We start from the raw sequence: 21,200 nt of genomic DNA on the forward strand, positions 1-21,200 counted from the left end.
GACAGGTCGTAGGATCGGCGAAATGGAGTATCGGAGTTGCGGAGCATCACGGCAGCATGAATGTTGATGAGTTCCGCACTCCGGCACTCCGTTTCACCGGTACACCTGTACCCCCGTCACTCCGGTGTGCGCGTAAAGAGCGCGATGGCGCGTTCGCGCTGTATTGAGTGGTCGACAACGGGATGCGGGTAGTCCTGTCCGAGAATACATCCCGCGGAATGCTGTTCGAAAATATCGGCCTCGTGAGGCCAGTGAATACGTGTGTTCGGGAAACCGCGGAGTTCAGGCACGTGTTTGCGGATAAATTCTCCGTCGGGATCGAACTTTCGCGATTGCAGCACCGGATGAAAAACGCGGAAATAGGGCTGGGCATCGACACCGGTGGAAGCGCTCCATTGCCAGCCCCCGTTGTTGGCCGCGAGATCGAAATCCACGAGGTAACGCGCAAAATACTGTTCTCCTCTGCGCCAGTCGACGAGGAGATCCTTCGTCAGGAACATGGCAACCACCATTCGTAGGCGATTGTGCATCCACCCCGTCGCGGCGAAGTGGCGCATTGCCGCATCAACCAGGGGAAAGCCGGTGCGTCCTGCTTTCCAAACTTCAAAATTTGTATCCGTGCCCGGCCACACGATACCATTGTACTCGTGTTTGAAGGCCGAGTTCGTCACGTGCGGGAATTGGTCCAGGATCATCTGGTAGAATTCGCGCCAGATGAGTTCCGAGGTCCACGTCTCGGCGCCCGGACCATTACGCGCCATCGCGGCACGAAAAAGTGCGCGCACCGATATGGTTCCGAAACGCAGATGCACCGAGAGCCGCGACGTGGTGTCCCGCGCTGGAAAATCGCGAGAATCGCGATAGCCGTCGATACGCGCGAGGAAGGAATCCAGACTCTTCCGCGCCGCGTCCATCCCAGCGGCGGGCACATGATCCGCTTCGGTGAAACCGATGTTGTGCAGCTCCCACGGCTGCAGCAGGTGACGGATGTGTCCGGCATCGATAAAGCGACGTGGATCCGCGTCTTCCTCTCGCAATGGATGTAGTCCCAAGGCGCTCTGCTCCGCGTACTGCCTCAGCCACGCCCGTTTATACGGCGTAAACACGCGGTACGGATTGCCGTCCAGTGTACGGACGTCCAGTCCTTCAAACACGACCTGATCCGCAAAGGTTGTGAGCTGTCGTCCATCGTCGGCGAGCCGGTTTGCGACGTTTGCATCACGCCGCTTTGCGGCGGGTTCATAATCGCGGTTGGTGTACACGGCGTCCGCGTCAAGGTCGCGCGCGAGCTGCGGGATGAGGTCCGCCGGATCGCCGTGGCGCACAAGCAGCGCGGATCCATGTTTCTGCAGCGCGGCATCGACTTCGCGCAGCGAGCGGTGAATAAACGTGACCCGTCGATCATCGCCGTCCTGAAGTGCGCCAAGAATGCCCGTGTCGAAAACAAACACCGGCATAACCTCCGCCGCGTCCGCGCATGCCCGTGCCAGCGCCGTATTATCCTGCAGCCGCAGATCACGCCGCAGCCACACCAATACACGTCGATGATTCACGATGCCCGGCTCCTTCTCGATGTTAATTCTTGTATGACGATTTTCCGTAACACAGTGGCGAAGCAACACAGGAGAAAAATCTCGTGTGTGTGCTGCTGTTTTCCACTTTCCACTTTGCTACTTTCAACGTTCGACTTCGCTTCTTTCGACTTTGCTACTTTCAACCTTCTACTTTCCACTTTCTACTTTCCACTTTCTACTTTCTACTTTCTACTTTCTACTTTCCACTTTCTACTTTCCACTTTCAACATTCAACATTCCGCATAACTCCACAACATCCACAGAAAGACGCAACGGCCATGGCAAAGACGATCAACCCCTTCGATCTGCACGATGCACCACCCTTTGCGGGATTTCCGGAAGACGCCTTGAAGTTCTTCCGGCAGCTCAAGAAAAACAACACGCGCGAGTGGTTCGCGGAGAACAAGGAGCGGTTCGAGAGTTCGGTGAAGGAGCCGATGGAATCGCTGCTTTCGACGCTGGCCGAGGGCGTCCGTTCCATCGATCCGGCCATCGTGATCGATCCGAAGAAATCTCTGTATAGGATCTATCGCGACACGCGATTCAGCAAGGACAAGACGCCGTACAAGCTCTGGATCGCCGCGTCGTTTACTCATGCGGGGAAAAACAAAACAAACGATCCCGGCTTTTACTTCCACGTCAGTGCCGATGAAGTGGGCATTGGCGGCGGCCTGTACATGCCGATGCCGGATCAGTTGCGGCGGCTCCGCGCGGTGCTCGATACCCGTGCGCGCGAACTGCGCGCAATACTGGCGGAGAAAACCTTCCGCGCGCGTTTCGGCGAGTTACAGGGCGAGACACTGTCGCGCGTCCCGCAGGGCTACGACAAGGAACACCCTGACGCGGATCTACTGAAGATGAAACAATTCTTCTGCTGGGCCTCCCTTGATGCCAGGAGCGCATGCAGTGCGGATCTGCCCGACCTGCTGTTACAACACATCGCGGCGATGCATCCCTTGGTGCGCTGGCTGCTCGCACACGCCTGACGCGGAAGCGGAGTGCCCGGCCGGGAAAGAAAGGGGACGGGCACGCTTGGCATGCCCGCCAGTATCGAGGAGGCGGGTACCGACAGGGTCGGTCGTGAAGCGAGGAGGGTGGCCTGTGGCAGACAGGCGCGGGTCACCGCCAGGGAGGCGGTGTGTCAGAGGCGGGCCGCAGGCAGGCCGGGGGCAAGCATGCGGCGGATTGCAGGAATGAGATCGGAATAGACCCTGTCCTTGCGGAGGAATCCGTCTGCGCCCGATGCGATCGCATCACGCGCGTATTGGGGATTCTCGTGTATGGTCAGGATCAGTATCGGGATAAGCGGATGCATCGCCTTAATCTGGCGCGCGGCGTCGATGCCGTTCATGCCGGGCAGGGACACATCCATGATAACAAGGTCGGGCGCATTGACGGGAAGAACCTCGAAGAGTTCCTCCGCCGAGGCATATCCACGGCAGCTCCCCACGCTGAATTCAACACGAAGCCAGTCGAGTATAGTCTGACGAACAATGGGATGATCGTCAACGAGGTATATAAGCGGCCTGCTGATATTCATGGACATCGTCCTGCGCTCGGGTACCGCGAGAGGCATCATGTGGGATTCTCCGAATGCGAGACGGCATCGATATGGCGACGCAGAAGTTGACGGAGTTCCACGATATGAAAGGGTTTTGTGACGTAATCGTCGCACCCTGCGGCGATACAGCTCGCGCCCTGCGCCTTGAAGGCGTGTGCGGTCAGGGCGATGATCGGGAGCCGCTGCTGCGGCCAGCGATGCCGGATACGGCGTGTCAGTTCCAGACCCGATTCGCTCTCGTGCAACATCATGTCCATCAACACAAGATCAACCTGGCTGTTTTCCAGAATGTCCATGGCCTCACGGGCGGATTTCGCGGTGAGCACACAATATTCGTTTCGAAGAATATCCTTCATCATCTGCTGGGTTTCGAAATCGTCTTCCACGACGAGTATCGATTGATGCGGTACGTTTGCCGCGCCATGTTTTACCACACCGTTTCCATTGTTTCTGATATTCAGGTGCGTGCCGTTCATCGAAGTGCTCATCAAAAAACCTCTTGGCTCACGCAGGCAGTTGCGTGTTTCATATATGTTCTGTGGTCTGGCTGCAGAATTCTTGGTGCGAATGAGGACCGCCTTTTGCGCCCCGGGTCTGCGGACATGCGTGATCGCCGCGTGAACCATGCCCGCTTCCGGAAAAAGCGGTCCTCATTATGTGCACCAAATCACCATCACTGGGTGCAGTCGGCAGATTTCAATCAAAGGGCGGGGAGAACATCACGCCGGGACGCGAAACCCGCCTCTGATCGATTGCTCTTTTCATGTGAATCGTGCCGCTCATGTTCATCTTCGACAATCCTGAAGATCCTGTCGTGTCATGCATACTGCTGATGCAATACTACGCAGACCGGTTGCCGCGTGTTGTCAGGAAATCTTGACAGATGAACGGTGCACGATTCGACATCCAACCCGTCCTGGGACACATCCGGCGCACCCTTCGCCTGATTGCCCCGTCCCGCCCTTATTCGAGACGGGTCAATCCGTGCTGCAGCGCGAAGCGGATAAGCGCGGGATAATCCTTGATGCCGAGCTTCTGCATGAGCCGGCTGCGGTATGTGTCGACCGATTTGGGCGACAGAAAGAGGACGGCAGCAATCTCGGCGCTGGTCCGTCCTTCGGCCACAAGCTGCAGGATTTCCCGCTCACGCGCGCTGAGGCGCTCGAGCGGACTCTGATCGCGGAACGCGCCTCCCCGCACGGCGATGTCGTCCATCATCAGTTCCGACAGTTTTTCGCTCAGAAATCGCTTTCCCTGCGCGACGGCCTGCACCGCGGCGACAAGATCCTTGCCTGCCGACTCCTTGAGGAGATACCCCCGCGCACCCGCCTGCAGCGCTCGATAGACATGCTCCGTGGTTGAGTGCATCGACAGGATGATGACACGCACCGCCGGTACCGCCTCGCGTATCTGCTGCGTGGCCTCGATGCCGTTGAGTTCAGGCATCGAAATATCCATAAGGACGACATCCGGCTGCAATTCGCACACCTCACGCACCGCGGTGCGACCATCCGCGGCGCCCCCGATGTAGGCGATCCCCCCGACATTCTCGAGGAGAGCCCGAAGGCCGTCGCGTACGACGGCATGATCGTCGGCGATATAAACCGTGATGGCCATAAGCTGTGGGGGCAGTGCGACCGCGCCCGAGATAGGTCGGGCACATGTGAGACGTACGGGAAACTACGACCGGCACGAAACGAATTGCAAGCGCCGCGGTTCAGATTTTTGCCCAGTTCACAGCCGTACTCTGGTCGAACACATCAAAAGGCGCGAGCGCCTCCGTAAAGCGTATCCAGAACGTTGTTCCCACGGATTTGACAGATTCCACACGTATGGTCGCTCCGTTGATATCGAGGTACTTTTTAGTCAGGGCCATCCCCAGTCCCAGTCCTTCGAAGCGGCGCGTGGTGCCTACTTCCTCCTGCGAGAAGGTGCTGAACAGCGACTGGGCGTATTCCTCTGAAATGCCGATGCCCGTGTCCTTCACGGAAATGCAGATCGCACCATCTTCCCTGAAGGCCTGGACAACAACGCCCCCTTCATCCGTGAATTTTATCGCATTGTCGATGACATTCGCGAGCGCGTCTCTGAGTGTGATGGGATCGGCAAGAATCCACGCGGTGTCGATATCGTTCTGGAATTCGAGGATGAGCTGTTTCTCAAGCGCCAGCAGGCGCATATCGGTCACAAGGGTGAAGAGTTCGCTGATCAGGTCCACCGGCTGCCGTTCGAATATCGGTTCACCGACTTCAAGGGTCGCGATGTAGAGAATATTCTCGATAGTCCGTTGCAACCGCTTTCCGGCACGCACGATGTGCTGGAAATACTCCGCCTGATCCGCAGCAAGAACAGGTCCCACTTCCATCCCGAGCAATTCGGTGTACCCAAGTATCACATTGAGTGGTGTGCGCACTTCATGGGAGATGTTCATGATGAAGGCGTCTTTCAGGCGATCCGAACGTTCAGCTCTCTCTTTGGCAGCGATCAGTTCAAGTTCCCACCGCTTTTTATCGGTATTGTCTTCCTTGACAGCGATAAAATGGCGAATGATACCATCACTGTCTCTGATCGGCGATATCGTCGCTGATTCCCAGTACAGTTCACCGTTTTTCCGCCTGTTATGGAATTCTCCGCGCCATACTTCCCCTTGGCTGATCTGTTCCCAGAGCACTTTGTACTGCTCGTCCGAAGTGTAACCGGACTTGAGGACGCGCGGATTCTGTCCTAGCACTTCAGCGGCAGAATACCCGGTGATTCTCTGGAAATGTGGATTGACGTATTCGATCGCACCACGCGTATCAGTGATGACGATTGAGGCCGGACTCTGCTCAAGAGCAACAATATTGGCCCATTGTGCAATATCGCCAAGCAGTGACAGGGTGGCCACATCCGAACCGGCGGCGATGCTATTCGTGTCAGGATCCGCCTCAAGCGTCGCAACACTTCGATTCACATCCTGAATATAATGGGATGCAGCATCGCTCGTGGCGGCAACTGTACCCATGCCGTCGTTTACAACCTCTTCACTCATTGTTATACTCGCTCTCCTTCTGCGATCGGTGTTGATGACGATACCGACCTGACGGGAGCAATAATACAGGAGAGGAATGTCGGGTGTTGTCAGGATATCTTGACGAACCTGGTCGAAAAGGATGATAGTGATACGCGAGAACACACACCCGGCCGACAGAGAAGACGTGCTTGTGGAACATCTCTCCATGCGAAACAGCCCTCGATTCCGAAACATCGAGGGCTGTTGGACAACTCTGAGCGGCATCCTAAAGCTGCAATTGAAGCGGCGCGGCAACGATGATACTTGTCCCGGCTTCGAGGGCCGAACGGAGCTGGAAACGTCCTCCGTATGACTCTATCCTCTCGCGCATGGTAATCAGGCCCCAGCCGGACCTGTCGTTGGGCCTCGGAGGCGTTTCGGCGGAAAATCCGATTCCATCGTCACTGATGACGAGTGTGCAGGTGGATGCGTCGATGGTCAGGTGCAATCGTGCGTGTGATGCACGCGCATGTTTCATGACGTTATGCAACGCTTCCTGTGCGATACGGAAGAAAGCGGTCTCGAGTCCCGAATCGACGCGTCCTGGATGCGCGGATGTATCGGCGACAAATTCGACGGGGATGCCTATCCGCTGCGACATCACTCCCGCGTACCAGCTCAGCGCGGTCTCGAGTCCGTAGTCGTCGAGCATCGAGGGACGCAGAGCCGTCATGATGTTGCGCGTTTTGTCTACGGTTTCCTCGACCAGCCGCAGCGATTCCTCGAGACGTTTGCCGACCCTTTCGAGCGAGTCCGGCAGGAGTTGATTCCTCACGATGTTGAGGTTAAGCAGCAGTCCGGTGAGATTCTGCCCCACGTCGTCGTGCAATTCGCGGGAGAGTGCGCGGCGTTCGGCCTCCTCGGTTTCGGCGAGGCGCGTACTCAAGGTGCGGAGTTGCTCGTTGTATTCTTGCAGGCGTTCGGCGGCCTCCTTCTGATCGGTGACGTCACGCGCCACGGCAAACACGAGCGCCTCGTCGACCAGCGGTACTGCATTCCAGGAGAGCCAGCGAAATTTTCCATCACGCGTCCGATACCTGTTGATGAATCCCCTGACTGTTTGCCCCGCACCAAGATTCTGCATCGCTCCAAGCGTCGAGTCGAGATCGTCCTCATGCACCAGTTCGCTGAATCGTGTGCCGACAATGTGGCTCATCGGCCGTCCGGTCAACAATTCCCACGCTTTGTTCACGAGTCTGAGCCGGTTGTCGAAGTCGGCCACGCAGAGCAGATCCTCGGTCATTGCGAAAAAATGTTCGCGGTCGCGTTCGAGCACACGCTGTGCCGTCACATCCATCGAGATTCCGCCCAGCATCATGCCTCCGCCGGGATGCGGGATGGGAAACTTGTAGCTCTGAAATATCCGTTTTTGCCCGTCCAGCGTCATGCTCTCTTCCGCGATCATGGGCAAGTGTGTCTGGAACATCTTTGCATCGTTTACATCAAACTCCGCCGCGGCGTCGGGTGGATACATCTCCCGATTAGTCTTGTTCAACATCGACGTGATGGGCGTGTGAAAGAGATCCGCGAAGCTCCTGCTGACAAACACGTGTCTGCCGTCCGCATCCTTGATATAGGCGAAACCCGGGAGGTGATCCATGAACAATTGGAATCGCTGCCTGCTCGCGCGCAATTCCTCCTCCGCGCGCCGTTGGGCGTCTATGTCGGTGTGTGTCCCGAGCATACGAAGCGGCGCGCCCTGCGCATCGCGTTCTACAATGGCGCCGAGCGACAGTATCCATTTCCAATCACCACTGGCCATGCGCTGTCGGAATTCAACACGGTATTCCGGGATCTCTCCGGCGATATATGCGCGGTACGTGGTGGCGCAGACCTCACGGTCGTCGGGATGCAAGCGATCGATCCAGGCATCGTTCGTTTCACGGAAGGTGGAGGGATCGTACCCAAGCATTTTGGCGTATTCCTCGTTCACCACCGCATCACCGGTTTGTACGTTCAGATCGTACAAGCCCTGGTTCGATGCGCGCAAGGCGAGACGCAGTCGTTCCTCCGCGACAAAGAGCGCCCTCTCCGATTCGATACGTGCGGTGATGTCGATATGTGTGCCGATGAGCCGCCACGGCCGTCCACCCTCCTCGTCGGGAACGACTGCACCCATCGACAGAAGCCAGATATATGCGCCGGATGCAGTGCGGAGCCGGTATTCCATCGAGTACTCCTGCTTCGCGCCTGAGGCGCATGCCTCGAACACGGAGAGCACATGCCGACTGTCCTCGGGGTGAATAAGTATACGCCACTCGTCGATGGAATAGACAAACGTCGCCGGATCGTGACCGAGCATGCGCACATATTCGTCGCTCACGAAGGCCTCGCCTGTCCGCATGTCCACGTCGAACATTCCTTGTTTTGTTGCACGCAAGGCAAGGCGCAGCCGCTCCTCCGCGTGCCTGAGCGCGTCTTCCGATCTGAGCCGCTGCTTCTCGAGTTTCCGCGCCTGCAGTGCGAGCGAGATGTCGGAGGTAAGATCGCGAAGCAGGGCAAGCTCCTGTTCGTCGAAGAACTGCCGCTCCGTCGAATAGATCGAGATGGCACCGGCGACTTCGCCATCAATGATGAGCGGGAGCGCCGCCGCGGAACGCACACCGGTCGCAACAATGTGTTCCCTCCACACCTGCAAGTGGGGATCCTCGACATCGATTACGGACACAACCGTTCTGCCCTCCCTCAGAGCCACACCCGTGGGCCCCATTGCGGTCGTACCCACCTCGATCGTGATTGGAGCGGCGCGCTCAAGAACCTGCCTGAATCCGTGTGATGCAACCCTGTGCGCGGTGTTCGTCGTTGCGTCGCGCAGCGATATCATTGAAATCGCAAAACCTCCTTCTTCAACAAGGATGCGAGCGGTTTCGTTAAAAATCTCCTGCTCGTCGACCGCGCGCACAACCAGGCGGTTGATCGAGCTGAGCACGGTGTACAGACGGTTGAGCTGTGCAATGCGCAATTCGGCACGTTTCCGTTCGGTGATATCGCGGATGATCCCCTGCAGGAACATCCTGTCGCCGCTCGTAATGCGGCGCGTACTCACCTCCACGGGGATTTCCGTGCCTGATTTTGTGAGGTGCACCGTTTCGAAAATCGCACCGTCGTGATCGAGCGTTTGACGAACATCCCTGAGAAGCTGCTCGTGCGTGCGGGGCGCTCTGATGGCGCGGAGATTCATATTGCGCATTTCGGATTCGGAATACCCGTACATCGCCAGCGCTTTGTCATTGAACTCGACGATGTTCATGTCCGTGTCAACGAGCCACATCGCATCGTTCGCATGTTTGATGAGGTTCTCGTAATGGAGCCGGAGGGCCTGACGTTCCCGCTCGTCGTTGAGCTGTGCCTGGTAAAATTGCGCCTTCTGGCGGGCGAAAAAGAAAAGCAGCATGGCACCGGCGCTGATCACAAGACCCAGTACATGAATGTAGATCATTATCTTTTGCCGCTGGAGATCACCGAAGATTTCTCCTTCGGACACAGAAGCCGCGAGCGTCCATGCGGTGCCATGAACCGGCGTGAGCGCCGCCATCACCGGTTCGCCATATGTGTCCAGTCCGCGCATGATTCCGCGCGCGCCTGTTGCCGCGCGTACTACCGGATTGGTGGTGTCCCTCAAAGAATACACAGTCTCGGAAGGTCGGTTTTCCGAACTCGTAGCGGTAATCACGAACGCTGAATCGTTGTTCCTCGTCTCCGCGATGCTGCATTGGGCGGTGTTCGAAGGAACAGGCCAGAATCTCACGATCGGCAACAACTCCTTCGCGGGATCGATCACCATGGCGTACGATCCGACCCATCGCCGGTCGATCTTCTCATCCATATACAAGGGCACAAAAAGCACGATCCGTGTGCGTCCAAGTGAATCGTATCTGTGTTCACCGAAGGCGATTTCTCCACGGCGAGCGACTCGCACGAGATCACTGCGTGTCCGGCGGCTGGCAATTCCGCGATGCGGACTCGTGGAGAAGAGTGTGCGACCTAGCGTATCAAACAGAATGATGTGCGAATAATGTCCATTCGCGAACATCGGCATGACGATAGGGTGGACGTCGTGCGTGATGAATCGTTGGAGTTTGTTGACATTTCCTTCGGCAAGACTCTCCCTGCCTTTCGTATTACGCGACAGGAATCGCGCATCCCCCAGACGTTCCTCATACCAGCCCCGGATTTGCTGTTCCTTTTGTTCCGCAATAATTGTCAGTTGCGTCCGGGCATTGTGTTCCGTGTTCTCGGTCAGCCATTCGGCATAGAGCATACCGGCCACAACACTGCCGAGAACAAACAATGTGAACACCGCAAGCATACCGAGGCCGACACGATCAAAGGGTACTTTTCCGGGCATGACCCGCCTCCATGGTCTCAATCATCGTTCGCGGAAACACGCCGGCTGCTCACTCCGCGGGCAGTTGCGTCCTGCCGCGCGAAATATACTCGATGCACACATCCACAGCCACGACAGACACGAAAAATCGCCGACACGGCCCGCTGTGCACTCCCTATCGCGAGCTGCGATATTTTCCTTCTCAGCGCGGGAATTTCATAATTTTTTCTCATAGGGCAGTCTTAATTGCCGCAGAAACAATGATTTACATTGCAGTCTGAGGCAAACAGCAATAAAACGATAATAATGTTCTGTTTAACTCCTATTCACCGCTCGGCATGTTTTTTGAATGTTGTGCGGGTGCGATATAAGCCGCGTTAGAATGTGTGGGTGGGCCCACGATGGAACACGCTGCGCCGCGTGTCCGGAGTCCGGTTCCAGATAGAGCGAGTATGATAGTTCGCCACGAAGGACATGGGTTGTTCTGATACAGATTGCCACACACAAACGGAGGTTAACATGAGGCGCGGTTTCAGTTTGGTATTCCTTCTGCTGATGGCATGCACATGCGAAGGGATCTATGCAGCAACGTGGTATGTGAATTCATCCACAGGAGATGATGTCACGGGCAATGGTTCCGCAGGCGCCCCTTGGCGCACCATCACCAAGGGTATATCGATGGCCGCCAACGGAGACATTATCGACATTACGGGTACATTTACCGGTGAAGGCAGTGCAACGACAGGAATCAGTTTCAACAAACGCGTGACGATTCAGGGGCACGGCGCAGGCGTCACCATTGTACAGGCGGCAGCCACGCGGAACACCGCGAATCGAAGAGTCTTCTCGGTGGATCTCGGCGGACTGGCAAACGTCGCATACCTGAAATCGCTGACCGTCCGATACGGACGTCACACTTCCGGCACATACGGCGCGGGAGGGATCACAATCAACAACGGCACCCTGAACGTCGACGGCTGCTCGATCGAGGAGAACGATCTCGCTGTTTCGAGCAGCACATATTACGGCGGGGGAGGGATTATGGTGCATGATTACGGGAAACTGATCATGACCAATTCCTCCATCCGCAACAACACCGCGTCGATTGCTCTGTATGGTGCGGCCGGAGTGTATTTCCACTCATACTACGCGGAAGCACCGGGCAGCTTCACCAACTGCACGATCTCCGGTAATGCTGCGACGTACACGTACAGTTTCGATTTCGACAAGGATTACGCGGGGGTGGCTGGTGGTATCAGCAATTGGTGGAGCAACGGCCTCACCCTCACCAACTGTACCGTCTCTCACAACTCGACCACAAACGACGCCGGCGGGTTGCTTCTCTCGAGGTCCACAACACTCACGAACTGTACTATCGCCCACAACAGCGCGGGTGACAAGGGCGGCGGTGTCGTCATGTACGGATCGAACATGGTCACGATGAAGAACACGATTCTCGCCGAGAACAGCTCGGTGAACGAAACCACCAGCAAGGATTTTTCGCGCTACAACAACACCGGCTCGGTGGTCGACAACGGGTATAACATTGTCGAGTACAGCACCTACTCCTTTGCGGCCGCAGGTGATCTGACGGGCAATCAGGCAAACCTCAATCTGAGCGGCACGCTCGAAATCAACTACGCGACCAACGGGGTGTATACCCTGAAACTCAGCAGCGGCAGTGTTGCGATCAATGCCGGAGCCACGGGTACAAACGGCAGTGTCAGCGTTCCAACCACCGATGAGCGCGGGGCACCCCGCAACGGCGCGACGGATATGGGCGCGTATGAATACTGGGACGATAACGGCACGATGCCCGTCGAGCTTACCACCTTCACCGCGCACCGCGTCTTCGACAGAGTGACACTCACATGGACGACCGCCACGGAAAGGAATAATCTCGGTTTCCAGGTTCAGCGGAGACGGAATATGGACTGGACCGATCTGTGCTTTATTCCCGGGGCTGGGACCAGCAATCACACGCGCACGTACACCTATGTCGACCAGCCGGACGATGCTCACGCCGGACATCTCGCGTACCGGCTCATTCAGCGTGACCGCGACGGCACCGAGACGTACTCCGATGTCGTGGAACTCGCCGCGGATCGTCTGGCGGCAACATCCCTCGAGCAAAACTCGCCGAATCCGTTCATGCCTTCGACACAAATCCGCTTCACACTGCCGGAGCCGTCGTATGTAACGCTCGTGGTGACTGACGCGCTCGGCCGCATCGTCGCAACTCCGGCCCTCGGATTGTATGACGCAGGCACACATACCGCCCGGTTTGAGGCGGCGCATTTGCCCGTCGGCATCTACAATTACACGCTCACAACACCCGCGGGCGTCACAACTCGACAGTGCATCCTGGCGCGATAACGCGTCGCTGATACCGCACCCGATGCACACACCGGTGCTGCGGGCCCTGTCGAAACACGGCAGCGCCCGAGCACCGGTTGTTTTTTAATGTGGCTGCACGGACATTTCGCTCCATCATTCGTCCTGTTCCCGCGCGGTATCGTCCGCGTGGCACGTCGCCTCTCATCCGGCCTCATGGAGAAGCTCATGCGTCCTCGCCCCAGCATCATTCTCGCACTGCTTTACGCTGCGTTCCTTGCGCCGGCGTTCGCGCAGGAATATTCCTTCACCTATACGGCGCCGCAGACAGGCCAGCAGCGTACACAGGCCGTGTCGATGAAAATGTCGCTGGGCTTCCAGGTGGAGGAAGGCACGGAGAGCAGCGAGATGCAGTTCGGAACCACGATGAAAATGAAAAAGACGGAATCGATCGTGACGGTGGACGGCAGCAGATGGCGCTCGCTGCGTGTTGTGTATCATGAGTACGACATGAAAAACGAGGCGCCGATGGAGATGGAGGGGAAGGAAAAACCCGAGCCCGCGCTCGGTATTCTGTATCTCCTCACCATGACTGACTCGCTCACAATCACACGCGACGACAGTGTGCCTCTGACCATCGCCGAGCGCGCCTTCCTCGAGTCGGAATACACGGATACCGAGATGGACCGCGGTTTGGCGCGCGCGCTGAACGGCAAAACCCTCAAGGTGGGCGACAGTATCGCTCTGTCGGCCGACATGGCAGAAGGACTCATCAGTTCACTCCCGAACGCGGATACAAGCGGAGTCCGCAGCTTCTCGATTCACCTGCGCGAGGTTGTCACGCGCGAGGGCAGGCAGTACGGTCGTTTCGAGATGTTCCTCGATTTTTTTCGCGATGAAGAACCCGCCGCCTTCCAAATGAAGTTGCAGGGTGAAACACTTGTCGATGTACAGACCTGCAGGCCTGCAAGCATGAAAATTTCCGGGCCGATCGATTTTGTCGTTGCCGCAGAGGGTGTGTCGCTGAACGGTCACGGAACTCTCGAGACAGAAGGCGCCTTCGAGTATCGTCCCTGACACGGCGCCGGCTCCATACACCGTCGCGGCGTGACCGAACTTGCCGCCCGAAGTATACTGTGTCGTCGCCGCAGGGATGAGGAATGATCCAATAATACTTTCGCGGACCATGCTCCGCTCGCGATCATGAATCCTGTACCCCACATCGCGCGACACTGGCACAGACACGGATCCGATTCCGTGCAGTGTGACGTGTGTCCACGGGAATGTGTCATGCGCCCGGGGCAGCGCGGACTGTGTTTCGTACGTATGAACAACAACGGAGTGCTTGTGCTCGACACGTACGGGCGCAGCAGCGGATTCTGCATCGATCCTGTCGAGAAGAAACCGCTGTACCACTTCCTGCCTGGCAGCGCCGTTCTCTCGTTCGGCACTGCGGGCTGCAATCTCACCTGCCGATTCTGTCAGAACTGGGATATCAGCACATCACGCACCATCGACACCGCGGGGACGCCTGCGACCCCGGCCGCGATTGCCGCCGCGGCGGATCAGCACGGATGCAGGAGTGTCGCGTACACGTACAATGATCCGGTGGTGTTCCTCGAATACGCGACCGCCACCGCCCTCGCGTGCCGCGCCCGCGGGATCAGAAACATCGCGGTCACCGCCGGGTACATCACACAGGGAGCGCGCGAGGATTTGTTTTCCTGCATGGACGCCGCGAATGTGGATCTCAAGTCGTTCTCGCCGGATTTCTATTCCCGTCAATGCGGAGGCGCACTGTCGGTTGTGAAGGACACGCTCCGCTATCTGCGGATCCGGACAAACGTCTGGCTCGAGATCACCACATTGCTGATCCCGGAGCTCAACGACGACCCGTTCGAAATACGCGCTCTCGTGGATTGGATCGCCTCAGAACTCGGACTCGATGTACCGCTGCATTTCACCGCCTTCCATCCCGATTACCGCATGCGCGACCGCCCCGCGACATCGATCACAACGCTGCGCCGCGCGTACGACATCGCACGCGAACGAGGGCTGTACCACGTGTACATCGGCAACATTCGCGACATCGAAGGATCGACCACCTCGTGTCACACCTGCGGCCACACACTTATCCGTCGCGAGGCCTACGACATCACCGTCTGGCAACTCGATGCGCAGGGCGCCTGCCCGAAATGCGGGACGCGCTGCGCGGGAATCTTGGATGCGCGGCCCGGCTCATGGGGATCAAGACGGGCGCCGATAACCATCCCTTCCTGAGCGCGGCACTCCGCGCCATAATACGCGGTGAGCACGTGTCGATAGGAACCGACGGACCCGGACGCGTGTTGTAATACATGCCTCCCGCCGTCACATCCTTCACGCCGCCCCCTGCCTCACGGGGCGTACACGTTTGCGAAGCACAAAAGATGCACACAATCGAGAATTCATTCGCGACCCCGCCCGAGGGCCGTGGCCAACACAACGGCGGATTGCGTGAGGCGATCCTGTCGACACTGTTGTACTACGATATTTTTGCGTATCCGCTCACGGAATCGGAACTGGATGTGCTGCTGCATCGTGAAGCGCGGGGTGTGTTGACAGATGCCCTGCATACAGCCGTCCGTACCGGGGAGGTGTACACCGATGGCGCGTATTACGGGATGACCCGCGACATTGAGGCGAACGTGCGGCGCAGACACTCGATGGAGCGTTACGCGCGGAGGCATTGGATCGCGGCGAGGATCATGACACACGTGATCAAGCGCTGCCCTTTTGTTCGTGCCGTTATGATCACCGGCACTCTGAGTAAAAACCTGAGCGCCCCCGCGCTCGACATCGACTATTTCATTGTGACGGATCCCGGCCGGCTGTGGATCGCGCGGAGTTTCCTGACAGTATTCAAAAAGCTGTTTCTCTTCAACAGCAGAAAGTACTTCTGCCTGAATTATTTCGTCGCCACCGACGCTCTCGCTATTCCCGATAGAAATGTCTTTACCGCGACTGAGATCGCCCATGTGAAGGTGCTGCACGGTGCGGAATGGTACCGGACTTTTGTGGCTGCAAACGCATGGCTCGGACATTTCCTTCCGCGATGGTCCGCCGAGAACATGCCGCAGGTGCCTTCGAACGACCGGCGCAGTATCCTCGCACGCCTCGCGGAGCTTCCTTTTCTCGGAGACGCCGGAGCGAGGCTGGACCTGCGCCTGATGCGCGGCTGGGCGAAGATGTGGAAGCGGCGTTATCCGGAACTGTCCGACGAAAAACGAAATACGCTGTTTCGAGTGGACCGTTCCGTCTCGCGGGCGCATGGACCGGATTTTCAGACGCGCATCCTCAGCGCCTACGAGGAGCGCTGCGCGCGCCACAGTGTCAGCGCCGCGGCGCCGCTGTCGGAGGAATCGGTTGTGTTTGCAGCGGATCACACACGCCCGACATCCGCGCCCGAACTCCGTCACTCCGGAATACAGGACGCCGGCTTCGATCCGTACGTCCTTCCGCTCGGCAGTGCCTGAACGTCGGCGAACCCGTATGGCCCGGATACTGCTCGCGCACAGCTATTTCCTTCGCTTCGACGCGAAGGCGCGCGCGCAGATGCAGCCGTATCCTCCCCTCGGCACCCTGTACGCGGCGGCCGTGCTTCGCGACGCCGGTCACGATGTGGCGCTGTTCGACGCGATGTTCGCCGCGGACGAGAACGAATTCGTGCCAGCCCTTGACGGACACAATCCGGATATCGTTATCTTTTATGAGGACAATTTTCATTACCTGAACAAGATGTGCCTGACGCGTATGCGCGAGGCATGCCTGCGCATGGCCGGCATGGCCCGGACCCGCGGGGCCGTGGTGCTGGCGCAGGGATCCGATCCCGTCGATCACGCGGCAGAGTATCTCGGGCGTGGAGTCGATGCGGTGATCTGCGGCGAAGGTGAAGAGACGGCGCGAGAAGCGGTAGGCGCCGTGTCGCGCGGCGTTCTGCGTGACGCGGCGTCCATTCGCGGATTGGCCTACTACGGCGAAGGTGGCCGAATCGTCTTCACACCGAAACGGCCGCTGATACGGGATCTCGATGCGCTGCCGTTCCCCGCATGGGATCTTGTCGACATGGAGCGCTACCGCGCCGCCTGGCGGAAACGGCACGGGCTCTTCAGTCTCAATGTCGTGACCACGCGTGGCTGCCCGTACTCCTGCAACTGGTGCGCAAAACCTGTGTACGGACAGGTGTACCACTCCCGCTCCCCCGAGAATGTGGCCGCGGAAGTAGCCCTGCTCAGGGAAAACTACGCGCCGGACCACATCTGGTTCTGCGACGACATTCTCGGCCTGAAACCCGGCTGGTTGGCCCGCTACGCCGATTGTGTCAAAGAAAAGGACTGTCTCATCCCTTTTTCCTGCCAGACGCGCGCCGACCTGATGTTGCGCGACAACAACGCGCGCGACATCGCCCGCGCCGGGGCACGCACCGTGTGGATCGGCGCGGAGTCCGGCTCGCAGCATGTTCTCGACGCAATGGACAAGGGCACGACCACCGAGCAAATCCTGGAAGCCACACAACGGCTGCAGGAGGCGGGAGTCGACGTCGCCTGGTTTCTCCAGTTCGGTTACCTCGGCGAATCGGGGGATGACGTGCGCGCCACTCTTCGCCTGCTGCGACGCGGACGCCCCGACGATATCGGCATCTCTGTCTCGTATCCCCTTCCCGGCACGCCGTTCTACGAGCGGGTCGCCGCGCGTCTCGGTGAGAAAAGGAACTGGGCCGAGTCGGGCGACCTCGATCTGATGTACCCCGGCACCTACCGGCCCGCGTATTACCGGGCTCTGCACACGGCCGTGCACAAGGAGTTCCGCATGAGGCAGGCCCTGCGAAAACGCAGCCCGAGGCGCCTTGTCCTTCTTCCGGTAAATTTCTGTCAGTGGGTGTACGCGCGCGCGCGCATGGCGCTGCTGCGCCGCTTGCCGCCTTCCCTCCCGCCGCGCGTAGCTGTTCTGCCGTCATGATCGACATCATGCTCGCGCACGCGTACTTTCTCCGCGAGGATGCCGCGGAGCAGCGCGTCATGAAACCGTTCGCGCCGCTGGGCATTCTTTCCCTGTCGGCGTGGTTAAAACGACGCGGCTTCCGCGCGTCCGTCTTCGATGCGACGTTTGCGGCGGAGGGCGACTTCGAGCGCGCGATTGAGGAACTGCGGCCCCCCGTGGTCGGAATCTCGGTGAACATGGTGACGAAGTTTGCCGCCCTGCGCATGCTTAAAACGGCAAAAGCAGCGGGATGCCGTGTGGTGCTCGGCGGACCCGAACCAGCATCATACGCCGAGGAATACCTCGCCGCGGGGGCCGATGTTGTTGTCGCGGGTGAAGGCGAGGAAACACTCGAGGAGGTGCTTGCACATTTTCTCCATGGATCGACCTCGCTCGAGGATATCGCGGGTGTGATCTGGCGCGACACTGACGGGAATACGCGACGAAATACCCCGCGCGTGCTGCGGAAATCTCTCGATGATCTGCCGGAACCCGACCGTGACGCCATCGACTACACGCCCTATTTCCGGTGCTGGGAAGAACACCACGGTGTGCGCGTCATGTCGATCGTCACGATGCGCGGCTGCCCGTACACCTGTACGTGGTGCAGCCACACCGTGTACGGAGAAAGTTACCGTCGCCGCTCCCCCGCCCTGGTCGCCGAGGAGATCGCGGGCCTCCTGGCACGATACACACCCGATGCGCTCTGGTTTGCCGACGACGTGTTCACCATCAATCATGCATGGATTTTCGAGCTCGAACGTGAGCTGCGCGCGCGAGCCCTGTCCGTGCCCTTTGAGTGTATCACACGCGCCGACCGGCTCACGCCCGACGTCGCGCGCGCGCTCGCGTCGATGGGTTGCAGGCGCGTATGGCTCGGGGCGGAGTCCGGCTCGCAGCGTGTCCTCGACGCGATGCGCCGCGGCGTGTCTGTCGAGCAGGTCGAAGCAATGACCCGTGTCTGCCGGGAACATGGCATCGAAGTGGGCACCTTCATCATGCTTGGGTATCTGGGCGAAAAAGACGAGGACATCCTCGCCACTGCTCACTACCTGCGACGATCACGACCCGACATTGTGCTGACCACTATTGCGTATCCGATCAAGGGAACCCGGTATCACATCGAACTCGGAGCACACGCCGTTGTTCCCCCGCAGCCCTTCGAGACGTGGAACGACCGCAACCATATCGTGACCGGACGATATTCGGACCGCTACTACTGGTTTGCGAACCGCTTTGTCGTCAACGAAGCAGCGGTGGGGCGGGCGCTCTCCGCCCTTCGGAAAAATGTGTTGCGGCTCCCGCTGCTGTGGGCAAAAGCCCGCACCGCGCGGTTCGGAATGATGGTGTCGCGCCTCGCCGGATCGTCGGTTTAAGACCCGGCTCCGCCGGTGAACCAGCGCACGTCCGGCTCGAAGGAGCGTCGTACCGCCGCGCGTTGCGCGTGACGCTCGAAGGCGAGCTGCACGAGCCGGTCGAGCAGCGCGGGATACGCGATACCGGATGCCTCGAACAGTTTCGGGTACATGCTGATGCTGGTGAATCCGGGCATGGTATTCACCTCGTTGAGGTACAGGGCGCCCGTCGATTTCGACAGCAGGAAATCCACACGCGCGAGTCCCTCGCACCCCGTCGCGTGAAAGGCCGCAATCGCGAGCACACGCACATGCTCCGCCGTCTCGTCGTCAAGTGACGCCGGGATAATGGTGGCGGAGGCGCCGTCGACGTACTTCGCGTTGTAGTCGTAAAATTCATTGCTCGGGACCACTTCGCCGGGAACGGACGCTATCGCTTCGCCGTTGCCGAGCACGGCAACTTCGATCTCGCGCGCATCAGGCACGGCACGTTCTACCAACACCGTGCGGTCGTACGCACGCGCGAGTTCGATGGCACGCTCCAGTTCATCACGCGTTCGCGCCTTCGAGATGCCCACGCTGGATCCGAGATTTGGCGGTTTCACAAAGACGGGGTATCCGAGTGTCTGTTGGATATCCTCCAGAAGTTCCTCGCGATCCGCGTCGAATTCCTCGGCACGGAACCAGGTGTACTCCACAATGGGCAGGCCTTCCGCCGCATGAAGTCTTTTCTGCAGGACCTTGTCCATGCCGGCCGCCGAGGCCAGGACTCCCGATCCCACGTAGGGGAGATCCGCCATCTCGAACACGCCCTGTATCGTTCCGTCCTCCCCGTATGTGCCATGCAGCACGGGAAAGATGATGTCGAGGGCCGAATCGGTCCACTGCCCGCTTTCCTCGACGAGCAAACCCCGGCCCGGCTCCGGCGCCAGCATACATGGTGAGGGTCGGCCGCCAGATCCCGCGAGATGTGTAATCACATCGGGCCCTGTCAACCAGCGGCCGTCCTTGGTGATCCCTATCGGCACAACGTCGTACACCGAAGGATCGAGGGCCTGCATCACGGAGGAAGCCGAGACCAGCGACACTTCGTGTTCACCCGATCGTCCGCCGAAAATCACACCGATACGTATTTTTTTCATGGGTGCCTGTCCTGTTGACGTTGAAACTAGCGTGCTGTGTCTGAAAAACCAACGCCACACGGGCCCGGTCACGGATTCGCGGATTGTTTGGCCCAAGGTCTGGTGCTATGTTTCACTCATGAAACTCGTTGCTCTGTGCACCCTCGTTGTTGTCCTGTCCTGCCCCGCGCTGCATGCGCAGGAGTCCGGTGGCTCCGCCGCCGAACGGAAATCCGCCGACAGCGGCTACACGATGACCAAATCGCCCATGGGAGCGGTACTGCGGTCCGCACTTCTGCCGGGTCTGGGGCAGTGGTACAACGAATCGTACTGGAAGGTCCCCGTGGTTGTCGGACTTGGTGTATTCCTGATACGCGGTGTGGTGGTTGAGAACAACGGTTTTCTTGATTACCGCGACAGATACGCCGCGAGCATCACACCCGAGAACAGCAGCGGCGACCTTCGCCTCAAGCAGTTGCGCGAGGTGTATCGCGACAACCGCGACACCTACGCCTGGTGGTTTCTTGTGCTCTACCTCGTTCAATGCGCCGACGCCTTCGTCGATGCACATCTTTACGACTTCGACGTCTCAGAGACACTGTCGGCCACGGTTCTGCCCGCACCACGCGGCGTGATGCTGCAATTACGTTTCTGAGAGTTGTTGGTAGATGAGTGAAAGGTAGATGGGTAGTTGGTAGTTGAGTAGATGGTAGATGTGTGTTCTGTTGAGCGAGAGTGAGGCGACAAGAAAAAGGAATCAGGAGACAGTCATCCGGTTAACCCGTGTCTCCTGACTCCTGTCTCCTGACTCCTTACACGACCTTCATAGATCGATCTACCATCTACTACCTACCCAT

15 protein-coding genes and 1 pseudogene are annotated in these 21,200 nt (G+C 58.6%); 9 read left to right on the plus strand and 7 right to left on the minus strand.

Annotated features, from left to right (window positions below):
• Positions 1–116: 116 nt before the first annotated feature.
• Positions 117–1,532 (minus strand): deoxyribodipyrimidine photo-lyase, encoded by a 1,416-nt coding sequence (locus HY962_17810; GenBank protein ID MBI5648789.1) that lies wholly within the window; start codon positions 1,530–1,532, stop codon positions 117–119.
• Positions 1,533–1,852: 320 nt separating this feature from the next.
• On the opposite strand from HY962_17810, the gene HY962_17815 reads away from it, so the two are divergent.
• Entirely contained in the window at positions 1,853–2,560 is a 708-nt protein-coding gene (locus HY962_17815; GenBank protein MBI5648790.1) for a DUF2461 domain-containing protein, read from the plus strand.
• 155 nt (positions 2,561–2,715) lie between these two features.
• Here HY962_17815 and HY962_17820 read toward each other — a convergent pair whose 3' ends face one another.
• Together HY962_17820 and HY962_17825 are read right to left on the minus strand one after the other, a co-directional pair.
• Positions 2,716–3,153, minus strand: a complete 438-nt coding sequence (locus HY962_17820) for a response regulator transcription factor (protein MBI5648791.1) — start codon at positions 3,151–3,153, stop codon at positions 2,716–2,718.
• Positions 3,150–3,623, minus strand: a complete 474-nt coding sequence (locus tag HY962_17825) for a response regulator (protein MBI5648792.1) — start codon at positions 3,621–3,623, stop codon at positions 3,150–3,152. The genes HY962_17820 and HY962_17825 overlap by 4 nt, the downstream gene beginning before the upstream one ends.
• On the opposite strand from HY962_17825, the pseudogene HY962_17830 reads away from it, so the two are divergent.
• Positions 3,596–3,706: pseudogene (locus tag HY962_17830) on the plus strand (hypothetical protein). The gene HY962_17825 and the pseudogene HY962_17830 sit on opposite strands and share 28 nt — an antisense overlap.
• Before the next feature lie 392 nt (positions 3,707–4,098).
• Here the strand turns inward: HY962_17830 and HY962_17835 are convergent.
• From HY962_17835 to HY962_17845, 3 genes are all read right to left on the minus strand, one after another.
• A complete protein-coding gene (locus HY962_17835) occupies positions 4,099–4,752 on the minus strand; it encodes a response regulator transcription factor (protein MBI5648793.1) in 654 nt (217 codons plus the stop codon).
• 100 nt (positions 4,753–4,852) lie between these two features.
• The gene (locus tag HY962_17840) at positions 4,853–6,166 is read right to left on the minus strand and encodes a PAS domain S-box protein (GenBank protein MBI5648794.1); all 1,314 of its coding nucleotides are present in this window, start codon (positions 6,164–6,166) and stop codon (positions 4,853–4,855) included.
• A 247-nt stretch (positions 6,167–6,413) separates the two neighbouring features.
• A complete protein-coding gene (locus HY962_17845; GenBank protein ID MBI5648795.1) occupies positions 6,414–10,535 on the minus strand; it encodes a PAS domain S-box protein in 4,122 nt (1,373 codons plus the stop codon).
• Positions 10,536–11,033: 498 nt separating this feature from the next.
• Between HY962_17845 and HY962_17850 the strand changes: the two genes are divergently transcribed.
• From HY962_17850 to HY962_17875, 6 genes are all read left to right on the plus strand, one after another.
• Entirely contained in the window at positions 11,034–12,890 is a 1,857-nt protein-coding gene (locus HY962_17850; protein ID MBI5648796.1) for a hypothetical protein, read from the plus strand.
• A 186-nt stretch (positions 12,891–13,076) separates the two neighbouring features.
• Entirely contained in the window at positions 13,077–13,925 is an 849-nt protein-coding gene (locus HY962_17855) for a hypothetical protein (GenBank protein ID MBI5648797.1), read from the plus strand.
• Between the two features lie 126 nt (positions 13,926–14,051).
• Positions 14,052–15,128 carry an AmmeMemoRadiSam system radical SAM enzyme gene (gene amrS / locus HY962_17860; GenBank protein MBI5648798.1) on the plus strand — a complete coding sequence of 359 codons (1,077 nt, stop codon included), beginning with the start codon at positions 14,052–14,054 and terminating at the stop codon, positions 15,126–15,128.
• Positions 15,129–15,277: 149 nt separating this feature from the next.
• Positions 15,278–16,363 (plus strand): hypothetical protein, encoded by a 1,086-nt coding sequence (locus tag HY962_17865; GenBank protein ID MBI5648799.1) that lies wholly within the window; start codon positions 15,278–15,280, stop codon positions 16,361–16,363.
• 16 nt (positions 16,364–16,379) lie between these two features.
• Positions 16,380–17,846 carry a B12-binding domain-containing radical SAM protein gene (locus HY962_17870; protein ID MBI5648800.1) on the plus strand — a complete coding sequence of 489 codons (1,467 nt, stop codon included), beginning with the start codon at positions 16,380–16,382 and terminating at the stop codon, positions 17,844–17,846.
• On the plus strand, positions 17,843–19,243 hold the full coding sequence (locus tag HY962_17875) for a B12-binding domain-containing radical SAM protein (protein ID MBI5648801.1): 1,401 nt from the start codon (positions 17,843–17,845) through the stop codon (positions 19,241–19,243). Before HY962_17870 ends, HY962_17875 begins: the two co-directional genes overlap by 4 nt.
• On the opposite strand, the gene HY962_17880 is transcribed toward HY962_17875, so the two are convergent.
• A complete protein-coding gene (locus tag HY962_17880) occupies positions 19,240–20,364 on the minus strand; it encodes a D-alanine--D-alanine ligase (protein MBI5648802.1) in 1,125 nt (374 codons plus the stop codon). The genes HY962_17875 and HY962_17880 overlap by 4 nt on opposite strands.
• A 118-nt stretch (positions 20,365–20,482) precedes the next feature.
• On the opposite strand from HY962_17880, the gene HY962_17885 reads away from it, so the two are divergent.
• Positions 20,483–20,998: a hypothetical protein gene (locus HY962_17885; protein ID MBI5648803.1), complete on the plus strand. Its 516-nt coding sequence runs from the start codon at positions 20,483–20,485 to the stop codon at positions 20,996–20,998.
• Positions 20,999–21,200 lie beyond the last annotated feature (202 nt).

The organism is Ignavibacteriota bacterium, assembly GCA_016218045.1.
In the GTDB taxonomy this organism is placed as follows: domain Bacteria; phylum Bacteroidota; class Ignavibacteria; order SZUA-365; family SZUA-365; genus JACRFB01.